This window comes from Pusillimonas sp. NJUB218, assembly GCF_003788685.1.
GTDB lineage: Bacteria > Pseudomonadota > Gammaproteobacteria > Burkholderiales > Burkholderiaceae_B > Neopusillimonas.
Genome location: NZ_NQMK01000002.1, coordinates 123,437 through 138,978, shown reverse-complemented (window position 1 = coordinate 138,978; position 15,542 = coordinate 123,437). Strand labels below are relative to the sequence as shown.

Genomic DNA, 15,542 nt, shown 5'->3' with positions numbered 1-15,542 from the left:
ATTAAATTAAGCCCACGTCTTTTAAAGCATTACGCACAACGGCGTGGTACTGCTCGTTTAAGGGAGTTAAAGGTAAACGATAGCCCGCCTGGCACAAGCCCATTTCGGCCATGGCCCACTTGACGGGGATAGGGTTAGCTTCGATAAACAGCACCTTGTTCAGCTGAACAAGACGCCCATTTAGTTCGCGCACGCGAGCCACATTACCGGCAAGCGCTGCTGCGCAAAGGTCGTGCATAAGACGTGGCGCCACGTTGGCTGTAACCGAGATATTGCCATGGCCGCCCAGCATGATAAGGGCGGCTGCGGTGGGGTCGTCTCCGCTGAAGACCTGAAAACCAGCGGGCTTATGATGCAGCAACCAGGCGCCACGTGCGATATCGCCAGTGGCGTCTTTGATGCCGATAATGCCCGGCACCTGTGCCAGACGCAACACGGTATCGTTGGACATGTCGGCTACCGTACGGCCGGGCACGTTGTACACAATGGCGGGCAGATCCACAGCCTCGGCGATAGTGCGAAAGTGCTGATAGATGCCTTCTTGGGTAGGCTTGTTGTAATAAGGCACAACAGACAGACCCGCCTGGGCGCCTGCCTTGAGGGCGTATTCAGATAACTCGATGGCCTCGGAGGTGGAGTTGGCCCCCACCCCGGCAATCACGGGAATACGGCCTGCGGCGTGCTCGACGGCAATACGAATGAGGTCGGCATGTTCTTCCATGCTGACTGTGGGAGATTCGCCGGAGGTACCCACAACGACCAGCGCATCAGTGCCTTCTTGCACGTGCCAATCGATAAGTTTGCGATACGCAGGCAGGTCGAGGCTGCCATCAGGGTGCATGGGGGTTGCAAGCGCAACCATACTACCCTGAAACGTTGGAATCGCAGTTTCGGTACTGACCATAATGAGTATTAGCTCCGAGAATACACAGTAACCTGCAAGTTTAACGGATTAGCCGCCAAACAGATATTGCCCGTCTGGGTTTTTTATAGAAACCAGCGAACAATGCCCTGCCCCAACATTAAAAGGGGTTGCAGCAGCACCCACAAAGCGCCAGTCAGCATCAGCACAATAAGTATAACCATGCCGTAGGGCTCGATTTTGGCGTACTGATACGCCAGGCGGTCGGGCAGCAAGCTGAATACAACCCTGCCCCCGTCCAGCGGGGGCAAAGGCAGCAAGTTAAGCGCCATCAGCACCAAATTGACCTGAATACCGGCAATGGCCATGCGGACCCAGAAATCGTCGGGCGCCATACCCGTGGACATGAACAAACGCAGCGATAGCGCCCAAATAATGGCCATGACAATGTTCGAACCCGGCCCTGCCAGGGCGACCCACATCATGTCCCGCTTGGGATGGCGCAAACGCCCCCAATCGACAGGCACCGGCTTGGCCCAGCCGAACAAAAGGCCTGCCCCGCCCATCAATTTTGTCGTCAGTAATAAAAACAGGGGAACGGCAATAGTGCCTATCGGGTCGATATGCCGGATAGGGTTCAGGCTGACCCGGCCCAGTTGATACGCGGTGGGGTCACCGAACATGCGCGCCACATAGCCATGGGCCGCTTCGTGCAGCGTAATGCCAAAAAGTACTGGCAACGCATACACCGTAATGGTTTGAATGATGGATTCCATACAGGCTTTTTAAAAATTGAACGTCAGTCCAGACCCAGACTGGACAGATCGCCCTGCCCGCGCCGTAATACGACGGGCTCGTCGCCGGTAAGATCAATCACTGTTGTAGGCTGCAACGGGCAGGCCCCGCCATCGATAACTGCCGCCAACGCATGCCCGAAACGGTCGGCAATGTCTTGTGCGTCGTTGAGCGGGTCTTCTTCCCCCTCGGGGATAAGCGTGGTTGACAGCAACGGCGCACCGGCATGTCCCAACAACTCGAGCAGAACCGGGTTATTGGGCACTCGGATACCGATGGTTTTACGGGATGGATGCGAAACCCGGCGGGGCACCTCGCGCGTGGCCTCGAGAATGAACGTCCAGGGCCCTGGCGTCGCCATTTTGAGAAAGCGGTATTGACGATTGTCGACTCGCGCGAAATGGCCGATTTCGGCCAAGTCACGACACAGCAGCGTAAGGTGATGGCGTTCATCGAGCCCACGCAACCTGCGCAAGGCATCGGCTGCCGCCTTGTCGTCAAGGTGCGCCACAACCGCATAACTAGAGTCGGTAGGCACGGCGACAAGGCCACCCTTTTCAATAAGCTGACAAGCCTGCTTGAGTAACCGGGGTTGTGGATTTTGAGGGTGAACGGTAAATAACTGGGCCATGGGCGGTACACACGAATACGTTAGGTTTGCTGCACACGCAAAACGCACAGCACAGCCGGCCAAGTGTAAGTCCTCGTTGCGCATGATGCAACGCAAGAAGAAAACCCGGAAATAAAAGGGTACGCGTAAGGGCAGGCGTTAATGTTATTGCTGTGGATGATTGCGCCGATAAAACGCCCACTCTTCAACTTTCGAGCCATCAGAAAGCACACACATCGTCACGTCACCGTCTGGACGCTGATGAATGTCGAGGGTGCCGCCCCGCTCTATGCAATACACAGACGCTGGGTTGGGCATGCCAATGGAAAGTGCTGGGTCAGGCCCCGAAATGGTGCATCCCGAAGCCATCAACACAGCAATCACTGAAAACCCTAGTTTACGCATAACCCCTCCCGGTTTGATGTTGTACGGGATTTTAGCGCCGACAACGCCCATACCCCGCTTGCAAGCGCGGCATGACCGAAGCCGCCAATTTCTTGTCAGGTCAAAACGACAACACAAAAACAAAACGGGTTTCGGCAAATTGCACGAAACCCGTTTAAATTCTGGGGTGACCGATGGGGCTCGAACCCACGACAACCGGAATCACAATCCGGGACTCTACCAACTGAGCTACGGTCACCACTAAAGAACGCTATTCTAACATAGGTATTTTAAATTTTGCAAAAACACGTGGCATGCCCGCCTTTGACTTTCTATATACTTGCCCCAAGCCGACCCTTATTACCCTGAGCCACGGAATATGACCGCATTTGAAGCACTGTTTGCAGAATACTGGCCTCATGTGGCGTTTGCCCTGAGCCTGATCATTGGCGCGTTGGCGGCCATACATGCGGCCATGACTAAAACCGATGTCCGTGCGGCTATCGGTTGGGTCGGGGTCATCATGCTATCGCCCTTTTTTGGCGCCCTGCTTTACATCATTGCCGGCATCAACCGCACCCGCAAGGACCAAATTTCGCAGCAACGCGACGCATCGCTGCGCGATTATGCCGAGGTCGACTTGCCCCCGCTGGCCGATGTCACCCCGTATTCGGCACCGCAATTTGCCTCGCTGCGCACGTTGGGCGATCGGGTCAGCCACTTTGCCCTGCATCAAGACAACCACGTACAAATGCTGACGGGTGGGGACCAAACCTACCCGGCCATGATCAACGCCATCGACAATGCATGTCGCTCGATTGCACTGCAAACCTATATTTTCGACAATGATGCCGAAGGCCAAAAAATAGCGCAGGCACTGGCGCGCGCCAAAGACCGAGGCGTTGAAATCAGAGTGCTGATTGACGCAGTCGGCGCAAAATATTCGCGCCCGCCCATTACGCGGCTATTGAAGAAACTGGGTATAAAAACGGCGCTCTTCATGACCAACCCACTGGGCATGCGCATGCCTTACGCTAATTTGCGCAGCCACCGAAAGATTCTGGTAATCGACGGGAAAATCGGGTTTACCGGTGGCATGAATATTCGGGAAGCGTTCGTCAAAGGCGATGACGGCCGCCCGCCCGCGCGCGACACCCACTTCCGGTTCGAAGGTCCAATTGTCCAGCAGCTGATGACCGTGTTTGCCCACGACTGGAGGTTCACCACACGAGAAGCACTGCCCTACGAAACCTGGTGTGCCGAAGAGTGGGCGCCTCCCCAGCCCACGGTACCCGCACGCAGTATCAGGTCGGGCCCGGACCGAAGCCTGGGCAGCAACCACAGCATGCTGCTGGGGGCATTAGCGGTTGCCCAGCATCACGTCCGCATTCAGTCGCCCTATTTTTTGCCCGACGCCACCTTACTCGGTGCCATCAACACGGCAGCGCGTCGCGGCATCCGGGTCGACATTGTCATCCCAGGCAAAAACAATCTGCGCCTGGTGAACTACGCGATGATGGCGCAAATCGATCAGGTGATCAAAAGCGGCTGCAATGTATGGGTATGCCAAGGCAGTTTCAACCACTCGAAACTGATCACTATCGACGGAGCCTGGTCGTATGTGGGCTCGTCAAATCTCGACCCTCGCAGCCTGCGGCTGAATTTCGAGCTTGATATCGAGATTTACAGCCATGACATTGCATTGCAGATTTCGTCGATCATTGATGACGAAATCAACAACAGTGAGCCGCTGACCCTGTCAAAACTGTCGGGCCTGCCCTTTGCCAAAAAACTGCGCAACAAAGTGATCTGGCTAGCTAGTCCGTATCTGTAAATTTGACCACCACTTTGCCCGTCACCTGCCGGGCTTCGATGGCTTTAAGCCCCTCGACGGCTTGTTCAAGCCCGATTTCGGCACTGATAACCGGCGCAATAAGGCCGGCCGTAACCCAGTCGCACAACTGACGCAAAACGGCCTGATACGCGGCCGGGTCACGACGGATTACTTCGCCCCAGTACACGCCCAATACGCGACGCGCCTGCAGCAAGGCAAAATTCAATGGGAATGCCGGAATAGTGCCCGCTGCAAACCCGACGACCAAATACCGGCCGCCCCAAGCCAAAGAACGAAACGCGGGCAGCGCAAAGTTTCCACCCACCGGATCGAAAACCACCTGTACGCCACCTTCGCCAGCGAGTGCACCAATCTGGGACTTGAGTTGCGCCGGCTCGGTGTAGATCAACACGGCATCAACGCCCTGCCGACGACAAAGGGCCGCCTTGGCTTCAGACGAAACTGCAGCGATGACGCGTGCGCCCATCTGACGAGCCACCTGCAGCGCGGCCGACCCAACCCCACCGGCAGCACCAAGTACCAGAACCGTTTCACCCGCTTGTAAACCCGCGCAGTCTCTTAGGGCATGAAGCGCCGTTCCGTAAGTCACCACCATGGCCGACGCCTGAGCGAATGACATCCCGGCAGGCAACCGGGCCAAACGCACCGCGTCGACAACGCATTGCTCGGCCAGCGCGCCATAACCGGTTGAAGCCATGACGGCTTCGCCCGGTTGCCAATCGGTCACGCCCGCACCTACCTCGCACACGACGCCCGCCACCTCGGCGCCGGGCGAAAAAGGTAATGGCGGCTTGACCTGATACTTGCCTTGACACATCAGCACGTCAGGAAAGTTAAGCGATGCGGCGTGAACCTGAACAACGACCTGCCCCGGCCCAGGCGTTGGAGATGACACCGACTGAAGCCGCAGGTTGTCCAACGCGCCAAACTGTTCGCATACCAACGCCTTCATATCGACAACGAGGCAAAATCGAGATACGAAGCAGCAAGCGCCGGATCGGCCTCGGGCAAACGCGGAATCACCCCTAACAATGGCGCGCCCAACCGGGCCTGAAGCGTCTGAATGTTTTCGGCCTGATAAGGCATCGCAGGGTCAACCGTATTGGCGACCCAGCCGCAAAGCGACAATCCACGCGCACGCACCGCTTCGGCAGTGAGCACGGCGTGACTGATACACCCCAAGCGCAAGCCTACCACCAGCACTACCGGCAGGCCGAGCGCACGCGCCATGTCGGCCATGTCTTGCGTGTCGGACAAAGGCACACAAAAGCCCCCGGCGCCTTCGACAATAACGGCTTGCGCGGCTCTGCTCACCTGGCGATATGCATCAAGAACCACATCGACCGCCATGACCTTACCGACCTTGGCGGCGGCGATATGCGGGGCAATGGGCTCGTCCCATAAGTAAGGCGTGACAAGATCGGCGGGCAACTGCACATTGACCTGAGCCAACAACGTGTCCACATCTTCGTTCGACACGCGCCCCTGCCTGCGCTCGGTTCCTGCCGCTACGGGTTTCATGGCCGCCACAGACAGCCCCCGCTTGACCAAGCCATGTATAAGGGCCGCCGCAACCAAAGTTTTGCCGATCTCGGTGTCGGTACCGGTCACGAAACAGGCGAACTTAAGTGGCGCCTTAGTAAGACTCATAATCGTAGAACTCTCGCTCTGCCCGGTTCAGCGCGCGTGCCAGACGAGAAACATCGTCTATATCGTGCGCTGCCGATAGCGTAACGCGTAAGCGGGCGGTATCGGGTGGAACAGTTGGCGGACGGATCGCCGGCACCCACAACCCCTGCGTTAACAAAAAAGACGATACCTGCATTGCTGCAGCGTTGGCGCCAATAATGACAGGCTGGATGGCGGTATCAGTTGGTGGTACAGACCACTTTTGCAGGTACAGCAGCTCGCGAAGACGACGAACGTTCGATGCCAGGGTCTCGCGTCTTTCCCGCCCCTCATCAGCTGTCAAAATATCTAGACTTGTCATCAGGGCATGAGCCACCGCAGGCGACGACGCCGTGGTGTAAATGTAAGGACGCGCGCGCTGCACCAACCACTCGGTAATATGTGCGTGGGCCACAACAAACGCCCCGCTAACGCCGGCTGCTTTCCCTAGCGTACCCATATAAACAACGCGGGGCGAGCGCAAATCGAGATGCTCCAGCGCCCCCAGCCCTTGGTGTCCCAACACGCCAAAACCGTGGGCATCATCAATGACAAGGCAGGCATCGTAGGCTTGAGCCAGCGCGTCGAGCTGACGCAACGGCGCAAGGTTGCCGTCCATGCTGAACACGCTGTCGGTAACGATAATGCGCGTTGACGCGGTGCTTTCTTTCAGTATCTGCTCGAGCTGTTCAACATCGCCGTGCGGATATACCTGTACCGGCACCCGTGCCAGACGCATGCCATCAATCAGCGAGGCATGATTAAGACCTTCTGAAAAGAACTCGACCGAATCATCTGCCTGCGCCAAGCCGGTCAGCAGTGCAAGGTTGGCCATATAGCCCGTAGAAAAATACAAAGCACGCGCTTGATCAATGAACGGCGCATAAAGCGCTGACAAACGATCTTCGAGCAAGGCGTGCGCGCGCGAATGCCCGCTGATCATATGCGAAGCACCGCTGCCGGCCCCATAAAGAGCAGCACCCTCTTGCAAGGCTTGTATGACTTGCGGATGAGCTGCCAGACCAAGATAGTCGTTACTGCAAAACGCCAGCAACTCCCGGCCGTCGACGCGAGCATAAGGCCCGCATGGTGTATCGACCACACGCAACCGACGACGCAAGCCGGCGTCATCGAGCGTCTGTAGACGATGCAACACTTTGTCGTGCAGCGTCATCGCGTTGCGCCTATGACTTGGCACAACACGGCCAGCACCGCGTCGGCCAGAAAGCGGATCTGAGCGTCGTCGAGTATGTAGGGCGGCATTAAATAGACGGTCGTGCCAATGGGGCGTGCCAACAGCCCGTACGACAAGCCTGTTGTAAAGAAAGCTTTTGAAAACGCCTTGGCCTGGGCTGCGTCGTCGAAGTGAACGTCGAATGCCCAGATCATGCCCATATGACGGAAATGCCGCACCCGCGGATGCGCCGCTACCGGCGCCAGAGCCTGGGTCAGTTTGGCGGCCTTATCGCGATTGGTGAGCAGTACGTTATCTTGTTCGAAAATATCGAGCGTAGCCAGCGCCGCCCGACACGCTAACGGATTCCCCGTATACGAGTGAGAATGCAAAAATGCCCGCGACATATCATCGCTATAAAACGCCTGATAGACGGTATCGTGCGTCATGACCAGCGACAAAGGCAAATAGCCGCCGCTGATCCCCTTGGACAAAGTCATGAAATCAGGCCATATGCCGGCCTGTTCGCATGCAAAAAACGTGCCTGTACGCCCGCAACCCACCGCAATTTCGTCTGCGATAAGGTGCACCTGATATTGGTCGCACAATCGCCGCAACCCCGTCAGATAGCTTGCGTCGTACATCACCATGCCCGAGGCGCATTGCACCAGGGGCTCGACGATGATGGCGGCAATGGTGTCGGCTTGATCTTCGAAAAGGCGTTGCACCGAGGCAAGCGCCTGTTCGGCTGCCTGCGCCGGAGTGGCCGCGTTGATATGGCGCGAGTCGGGCGACGGCACCACGTGCGCGCGCCCAAGCAACGGCCCGTAAGCATCACGGAAAATGGCTACATCGGTTACGGCCAGCGCCCCGATGGTTTCGCCGTGATAGCTGCCTTCCAGACACACAAAGCTTTGCTTGGCCGAGCGCCCCGTATTACGCCAATAATGGAAGCTCATTTTTAGGGCAATTTCGACGGCAGAGGCGCCGTCGGAGGCATAAAAACAGTGCCCCAACCGCCCTGATGTCAGCGCCGACAAGCGCTCGGACAACATGACAACCGGCTCGTGCGTAAACCCCGCCAGCATGGCGTGCTCAAGACGATCGAGCTGATCTTTTAGCGCCGCGTTGATACGTGGATTGGCGTGCCCGAACAAGTTGACCCACCATGAACTGATGGCATCGAGGAACCTGCGCCCATCGTGGTCGAACAACCAGGCCCCCTGCCCGCGCGCCACTGGCACTAACGGCACAGTTTCGTGGTGCTGCATTTGAGTACACGGATGCCAGACACTACGCAGGCTGCGAGCTACCCAATCGGTATCGGAAGACGCGAGGTCAGCCACGCCGGTCACCCCGTGCCTTACGCATTGATCGTGTCAGCAATGACACGACTGTAGGGCGATGCTGGGTCGGCCAGGACATCAAGCACCGTAAAGTGATGGGTGTCGGGCACAACATGATGATCGGTTACCGCGGCGCCCCACTGTTGAGCGATCGCGGACGACTGCAAATGAAACTGACCTGTTTCGTGTTCGCCAATGATCGTGTGCACACGCGTCGATACCGGTGCTTTTTTTGCCGCTGGACTCAAGGCTTCGGCCCGAGCCAAGTCGAGCGAAAGCGCCTTGTTGACGCTGGACGGTACCAGTGGCGGCAGATCGAACACACCACTGATGGCGAAACAGTATTTGATCTCGGGCATCCCCTGATTCTCGGGAACGTTAGCCACCATTTCGGACACCAGATGCCCACCGGCCGAGTGCCCCATGATGGAAATGCGACCCGCGTCAAAACCAAAGCGCGCCGCATTGGTATGGAGCCACTTGATGCAACGACGCACTCCGACGACCATGTCCTCGATGCGCGCCTGGGGCGCCAGCGAATAATTGATGACGGCGACATTAATACCCGCTGCAACATAGGGCTCGGCAATCAGACCGACATCGCTTTTATCACCACTTTGCCAGTAGCCACCATGGACAAACACCAGCAGTGGTGCGTTGGGCTTCTCGACACGATAAAAATCAAGGTTTTGCAGGGGTTCGTCACCATAAGCAATATCGCGCTCGGGATTCAGGCGGGCGATCAGGGCTGCAGTCTTGTCTTGCCAACCTTTGGCCACTTCGGGAAAGTCTGGGAAAGCCGCCCGCAAGGCATAACCCTTTTCACTAAGTTCGGTTGGGCACTTGACGCGACCATTGGACAAACCATTAAAGCTGGACATAAATTGAGTCTCCGGCGCAAACTGATTGCTTGATTTTCATGTTGAAAGATGGCGAAGATTCTATCACGCACCCTACCCCCAAAGCCTTGCGCGGCGCGCCCTGCCCGGGTTACAAAAGTGGCCCATCCACCTCAACCGGAGCACCGTTACATGCAGCCAAACCGGGCCTGGCACACTAGTGCACCGTGGCGAATTATGGCCCAACTGGTTTTGCTGGCGGCCGCCCTGGGTATATGGCCCGCCGCTAAGGCGCAAATGCACCTGGGACCAAACCTGCCGTTTGCCTGGCACGAAGACACGACCGCCGCCATACACCTCGACGAATTCCTGGCCCTGCCCGAATCAGCATTGCAACGCAGTCAAGTTCCGGTTTCGCTGGGTTACACCGCATCCGCGCTCTGGTTGAAAACTTTTTTACCCGCCAGCGCCTTCGAAGGTAAAGACGGGTGGCTCACCGTCGGGCCTAACTTCATTAATGATATTGCCGTGTACTTCAGGCCGGCCGGCTCAGACGGGGCCTGGACACGCAAAAGCGCTGGCGACCTCTGGCCAGGCAAACGTGGCGACATCGATTACCGCTTTGCGGTATTCAACATCCCCGCCCCCGCACCCGACAGCCCGGGATACGACGTTGTCTTCAGAGCAGAAAGCGATAGCGCACTACTGCTGAAGGCAACCCTCTGGACGCCTGCCGGGTTGAGTGAGCACACCGCCAAATCCACTGGGTTCTGGAGCTTTTATTTTGGGCTTGCCGCCATCTCGTTTGGGCTGGCGTTATTGCTGGCCATTTTTATACGCAAGCCCTTTTTGTGGTCCATCTGCCTGTTTTCACTCACCTACATGCTGGTGGCTTGCATAGAAGGGTTTATCAATTGGCTATTGGGTGACTATGCCCCAAACCTGCAACACTACCTGACCAGCGTCCTGAACCTGATGGCTTTTTCCAGCCTGCTCTGGATGTGGGCCGAAATGCTTGAGTTCAGGCAGCATGCCCCAAGAGTGTATCGATTCGTGCTGGGTGCGGCCGTGTTGATTGCGCTGCTGACGCTGCTGATTCCGTTGGGTCAATACGCTTTGGCGGTCAAAATGCAAACCCTGATCTTCGGCGTCGGCGTCGCCACCTTTCTGGTCTGGCCTCTAGTTCTTTACTTTCAGAAAAAAATAAGCCTGGGGCTGCTGTTGCTGGGCATGTCGCCATTGGTTTACTTTGCTACCGGCATCATGGCGCAGCTCTCGCTGTATGGGCTGATCCCATACTACGACGCCATTTACGTCGTCTGGCAATACGCACTCATGCTTAATATTTTGACGGTCCTGGGCCTGGCGGTTCACCGGGTTCAGACCCAAAACCGGCAAACTCGAGAAAAACGCCTTCTGGCGCGCGAACTGCAGCTTGAGCGCGAGGCCAATGTGCATCAACGTCAGTTCATTGGCATGGTGGCTCACGAGTTCCGCACCCCCCTTGCCATTATTTCGAGTGCCCTGCAAAACTTGCGGCTCACGCCAATCAACGATGCGCAACGCGAAATCAGGTACGACAAGATCCAGCGCGCTACCGACCGGCTAGTCCAACTGACCGACAACTGCCTGGCCGACTCACGACTTTCGTCAGCCAACCTATACCTTGACCGCCAATCAACCGACCTGGTCGGGCTCACCCGATCCGTCATCGACCTCTTCAACACAGCCAGCGAACACCACATCAAGCTGACGATCAACGGGAAGCCGACTTTGCGCGTACCGGGGCTGGTCGTTTTGTCGGCCGACGCCGCCTTGTTGCGTATTGCCTTGTCCAATTTGCTCGACAACGCGCTCAAGCATACCGACCCGGGCCCCATTAACATTGATATTTCTACCTTTGCCGACACGGTGGCTGTCAGCATTACCGACACCGGACCGGGCATCCCCGCCGAGTACGCCGAACGGATCTTCGAACGCTACCAGCGCGTCGAAAGCCCAGGCCGCCGCACCAACGGAACAGGGCTTGGGCTTCATGTAGCCCAAGAAATCGCCACCGCGCACGGCGGAACGCTTGTGCTAAAACCCAATCATCCGCAAGGTTGCCAGTTTATCCTCACCCTACCCGCAAAAAGCAGCGCCAAAAAAAGACAATGACAGACAACTCACGCATTGCCATTATTGAAGACAACGACGATTTGCGCGAAGAGCTGATGTTCTTTCTGCAGTCGCGAGGTCACAGTGTATGGGGTCAAAGCAGCGCCGAATCATTCTGGAAACAACTACACCGCACGCCCGCCGACATTGTCCTGGTCGATATCGGACTGCCAGGAGAGGACGGCTTTAGCGTGATCGAGTATCTACGTACCGTTGGCAGCTATGGACTGATTGTCATATCGGCGCGCGGCAGTCGTGACGACCAGCTGCGCGGCCTTGGGCTGGGCGCCGACCATTATTTGATCAAGCCCATCAACTTTGCCGACCTGGCGCAGATCGTTCAGGCGCTCTGGTCGCGCCTGCAAAAACAGTCATTACTCGACACCACCGGGCAAGCGCCTGCGTCAGCGGCAAAATGGCAGCTCGAGCACAACAGCCTTAAAGCGCCCGACGGCAACACCCTGCATCTGACGACGCAAGAACACCGCCTCATAGAGGCCCTTTACCGTCACCGTAACGAGGTATGCAGCAAAGAGATGCTGCACAACCTGCTGTTTGGCTACGAACCCGAACCCGACATTCACCGTATCGATGTCATCTTGAACCGGCTGCGCTCAAAAGCCCGCCAGCAGCATTTCCCGCTGCCGTTGCGCACCATCTTCGGCAAAGGGGTCGTCCTGGTCAGCCACGACCCCTAATTTTGTCAACAATCGAGACAACTGAGAGAATTGAGACTGGAAAGTCTCTGCAGGAACAGGCACATTGAGAAATTGCTCCAGATTACGGATTGGCAAGCTTCAAGATGCACTGGCCTCAACGGTTGATACTGATTTTTTTTCTGCTTTGCGCCCCGCTGCTGGCAGCACTCCCGGCATCTTCATCCGCCCAGAACACCGTATCCATCGGCATCGTCGCCGACAACGAACCCTACTCAAGCTTCGGCACCAACGGCCCCCAAGGCTTTTCAGTCGACATCCTGAACAAGGTCGGCGAAATATCAGGCGTCAACTTCGATTATCGCGTCGGGAGCTGGACCGACATTTATGCCGCGTTTCTGCGCGGCGAACTTGATGCCCTCGACGAAGTTTCCTGGCGCGAAGACCGCGTCAGGCTGATGCACTTTACCCGCCCCTACCATTTGCGTCGCACCATTATCATGCACGACGCCAATCGGCCGTTATCGGGGGCAGACAGCCTGGCCGACCTGAAAGGCAAGCGTATCGGCGTACTTCGCGATGTGTACTACCTGCAGACGTTGCGCGACGCCGGCCTGAACCTGATCGAATACAGCCTTCAACCAGAAATGATTCAGGCCTTGTCGTTTGGCTGGGTTGACGCAATCATCGGCTCCGAGGTCACCCTGTCGTATTTTGCGCGACAAAAGGGTCTGGTCAGCGTGCAACCCATCGGCCCAGCGCCCCTTGGCGGCCAAGAAAACGAAGACTTCCGGATCGCCGTTCAGCCGGAACTGACCAACCTGCACGAAAAGCTGGAAACGGCTCTGGCAAGCCTTGACCCCAAATGGCTTGAAGACACCCGGGAAAAATGGCAGGAATTTGGCGGAAAATCCCTACAGGTACCGCAGTTTCAGCTAACGCCAGCACAAAAAACGCTGCTTCGCCAACAAGGCCCGCTTCGGGTGGGTTTGATGCGAGACTACGCACCACTCAGTTTCGAAGACGGCGGACAAGTCCAGGGTTTAACGGTCGACATTCTGGCGCGCATCATGGATCTGACCGGGCTTCGAGCCGTGCCCGTGGTGGGCCAATGGAGTCAGCTGATCGAAATGTTTCAGCGTGGCGAAATTGACATCATGGCCAACATTTCCGACCTTCCCGCCCGGCGCGAATTCAGTCGCTTCACGCAGCCCTATCACTTTGTGTCTGTCGTTGGCTTCAGCCAATCGCCCGACCTTCGCTTAACCCGAAAAGAAGACCTTCACGGCTTGCGCGTGGGTTACGGCGCCGGCATCTTTTATGCCGACGCGTTGCGCGACGTTCTGGGCAAAGACGCCATTGCCTTCGACGATCAAGCTTCTATGTTTGTGGCCTTGGCAAACGGGCAGGTCGATCTGGTGCTTGCTGCACTCGACAACGGCAACCACTGGATACGCGACCAAGGCTTGAGAAATATTCATATCGCGGGCGAACTGCATCTTGACGACATCGTCCGCGAAGACCTGCGCTTCGCCATTCGCCCAGAACTTGACGCGCTGGTACCGGTGCTTAATCAGGCGCTCAATGGTATTAGCCCATCAGAAATGCGGGCTATCGAGAACCGATGGCTGGGCGCCTATTTTGAAACTTCCAGCAACGCTGCCGGCACGGTACTGCTATCAGACGTTGAAAACGCCTACCTGACGCAAAAGAACCACACCCTGACGTTCTGCGCCCACCGCGACTGGATGCCGCTTGATGGCATCAACGCCAAAGGTCAACACCAGGGCATTGCCTCGGGTTTTTTAAGACTGGCTAGTCGCAGGTTGGGTATTGAAACCCGACTTTACGAAACCACGTCGTGGCGTGCATCGCTTGACGCGCTGCAGGCCGGACGCTGCGATCTGATCCCAGGCGCATCAAATGGCAGCGGGCTACAGCATCACTCTGACATTACCTATTCAGCCCCTTACTATGCCTTGCCCACCGTGCTGCTCGGGCGCATCGAATCGCCCTTCATCACCGCCCTGGCCGAACTCGAACGCTCTCCCATCGGCATCACGCGCGACTTCGGACTCTTCCAGGACTTGCGCGTACGTCACCCCAATCTGAACCTGATACCCGTCGCCAACGAAGCAGAGGGCCTACGTAAAGTTCAAAGCGGCGAGCTATACGGCTACATTGGCACGCTGGCCACAACCAGCCAGCAACTGCAAGACATGCGCTTGGCCGACATCAGGGTAATTGGCCGGGTCCCCATGGACACCACACTTGCCATTGCCACAGTAAAAGACAACCAGATTCTGGCCGGTATCATGCAAAAAGTCGTGGGCAGCGCTGGGGCAGACGAGCTAAACCAAATCGAGAACCAGTGGCGCTCGGTACATCTGAGTGCCCATGTTGACTACAGCCTGGTGTGGCAACTGATGGCCGGCGCGCTGGTCTTGATTTTGGGGTTTTATGCCTGGAACCGGAAACTGCGTTCGCTGAACCGACAGCTAGAACAGGCCAACGCACAACTGGCCAAGCTTAGCGCCACAGACCAGTTGACGGGTCTGGGCAACCGGACTCGCTTCGACCAAACCTACGATATTCTGTTTCAACATTGCTTGCGCAGCGCCACGCCTTTTTTGGTGGCGATGGTCGATATTGATCACTTCAAGCGGGTAAACGACGATTATGGCCACGCCGCCGGCGACGAGTGCCTGAAAGTACTGGCTGAGACTCTACGCAGCCACTTCCAGCGTACCGGAGACAACGTCATACGATTCGGTGGCGAAGAGTTTGTTATTTTTGCAGCGGTAGGGTCGGTGGGCGAGGCACACAACCGCCTTGAGTTGCTACGCGAAGCAGTAAGCGCCATGCCGATTCAATACGAAACCCAGGTATTGCACCTGACGATCAGTATTGGTTACTGCCTGCAAACACCCACAAAAAAGGCCGTGCCCACCCATTGGCTACTTGCCGCCGACCAGGCGCTATACCGAGCCAAAAGCCAAGGCCGTAACCGCGTAGTACAGGCACTTTCCACAGGAACCGATGGCGCGTCGTGAGGGTCTCGAACCCCCGACCTCAGGCTTAGAAGGCCCGTGCTCTATCCAGCTGAGCTAACGACGCACAGGTAGCAAACACTACCGGGGCGCATTATAGCTGATGGCCTCTGGTGCCCGACGGCGCACGCCAAACGGTTAAACTG

The 15,542-nt window shown here is 56.9% G+C and carries 13 protein-coding genes and 2 tRNA genes; 4 read left to right on the top strand and 11 right to left on the bottom strand.

The genetic code is table 11. The features are described from left to right. Position 1: 1 nt before the first annotated feature. The 5 genes from dapA to CHR62_RS03175 form a co-directional block, all read right to left on the bottom strand. Positions 2-904 carry a 4-hydroxy-tetrahydrodipicolinate synthase gene (dapA, locus tag CHR62_RS03195; protein ID WP_093970666.1) on the bottom strand — a complete coding sequence of 301 codons (903 nt, stop codon included), beginning with the start codon at positions 902-904 and terminating at the stop codon, positions 2-4. Positions 905-987: 83 nt separating this feature from the next. After that, complete coding sequence (locus CHR62_RS03190; RefSeq protein ID WP_093970665.1) at positions 988-1,638, bottom strand: site-2 protease family protein; 651 nt, start codon at positions 1,636-1,638, stop codon at positions 988-990. A gap of 23 nt (positions 1,639-1,661) precedes the next feature. Then, a complete protein-coding gene (locus CHR62_RS03185; protein WP_093970832.1) occupies positions 1,662-2,288 on the bottom strand; it encodes an L-threonylcarbamoyladenylate synthase in 627 nt (208 codons plus the stop codon). Positions 2,289-2,432: 144 nt separating this feature from the next. Further along, entirely contained in the window at positions 2,433-2,672 is a 240-nt protein-coding gene (locus CHR62_RS03180) for a DUF333 domain-containing protein (protein WP_093970831.1), read from the bottom strand. 162 nt (positions 2,673-2,834) lie between these two features. Further along, positions 2,835-2,910, bottom strand: a tRNA-His gene (locus tag CHR62_RS03175). A 120-nt stretch (positions 2,911-3,030) separates the two neighbouring features. On the opposite strand from CHR62_RS03175, the gene cls reads away from it, so the two are divergent. Next, positions 3,031-4,485 carry a cardiolipin synthase gene (gene cls / locus CHR62_RS03170; RefSeq protein ID WP_123660005.1) on the top strand — a complete coding sequence of 485 codons (1,455 nt, stop codon included), beginning with the start codon at positions 3,031-3,033 and terminating at the stop codon, positions 4,483-4,485. On the opposite strand, the gene CHR62_RS03165 is transcribed toward cls, so the two are convergent. Genes CHR62_RS03165 through CHR62_RS03145 form a run of 5 tightly spaced genes read right to left on the bottom strand, consistent with a single transcriptional unit; the run spans position 4,469 to position 9,575 of the window. After that, positions 4,469-5,458, bottom strand: coding sequence for an NADPH:quinone oxidoreductase family protein (locus CHR62_RS03165; protein WP_123660004.1), 990 nt, complete (start codon positions 5,456-5,458; stop codon positions 4,469-4,471). The two genes, cls and CHR62_RS03165, sit on opposite strands and share 17 nt — an antisense overlap. After that, complete coding sequence (gene bioD / locus CHR62_RS03160; RefSeq protein WP_093970662.1) at positions 5,455-6,156, bottom strand: dethiobiotin synthase; 702 nt, start codon at positions 6,154-6,156, stop codon at positions 5,455-5,457. The genes CHR62_RS03165 and bioD overlap by 4 nt, the downstream gene beginning before the upstream one ends. After that, positions 6,143-7,348 (bottom strand): 8-amino-7-oxononanoate synthase, encoded by a 1,206-nt coding sequence (gene bioF, locus CHR62_RS03155; RefSeq protein ID WP_123660003.1) that lies wholly within the window; start codon positions 7,346-7,348, stop codon positions 6,143-6,145. Before bioF ends, bioD begins: the two co-directional genes overlap by 14 nt. Next, on the bottom strand, positions 7,345-8,694 hold the full coding sequence (gene bioA, locus CHR62_RS03150; RefSeq protein WP_123660002.1) for an adenosylmethionine--8-amino-7-oxononanoate transaminase: 1,350 nt from the start codon (positions 8,692-8,694) through the stop codon (positions 7,345-7,347). The genes bioF and bioA overlap by 4 nt, the downstream gene beginning before the upstream one ends. Before the next feature lie 17 nt (positions 8,695-8,711). Then, entirely contained in the window at positions 8,712-9,575 is an 864-nt protein-coding gene (locus CHR62_RS03145; protein ID WP_199722885.1) for an alpha/beta hydrolase, read from the bottom strand. A 195-nt stretch (positions 9,576-9,770) separates the two neighbouring features. Between CHR62_RS03145 and CHR62_RS03140 the strand changes: the two genes are divergently transcribed. From CHR62_RS03140 to CHR62_RS03130, 3 genes are all read left to right on the top strand, one after another. Continuing rightward, the gene (locus CHR62_RS03140) at positions 9,771-11,690 is read left to right on the top strand and encodes a sensor histidine kinase (RefSeq protein ID WP_158214028.1); all 1,920 of its coding nucleotides are present in this window, start codon (positions 9,771-9,773) and stop codon (positions 11,688-11,690) included. After that, entirely contained in the window at positions 11,687-12,388 is a 702-nt protein-coding gene (locus CHR62_RS03135; RefSeq protein ID WP_123660001.1) for a response regulator transcription factor, read from the top strand. Before CHR62_RS03140 ends, CHR62_RS03135 begins: the two co-directional genes overlap by 4 nt. Before the next feature lie 104 nt (positions 12,389-12,492). After that, positions 12,493-15,399, top strand: a complete 2,907-nt coding sequence (locus CHR62_RS03130; RefSeq protein WP_123660000.1) for a transporter substrate-binding domain-containing protein — start codon at positions 12,493-12,495, stop codon at positions 15,397-15,399. Here CHR62_RS03130 and CHR62_RS03125 read toward each other — a convergent pair. Continuing rightward, positions 15,387-15,463 (bottom strand) — tRNA-Arg (locus CHR62_RS03125). The two genes, CHR62_RS03130 and CHR62_RS03125, sit on opposite strands and share 13 nt — an antisense overlap. Positions 15,464-15,542: the final 79 nt, after the last annotated feature.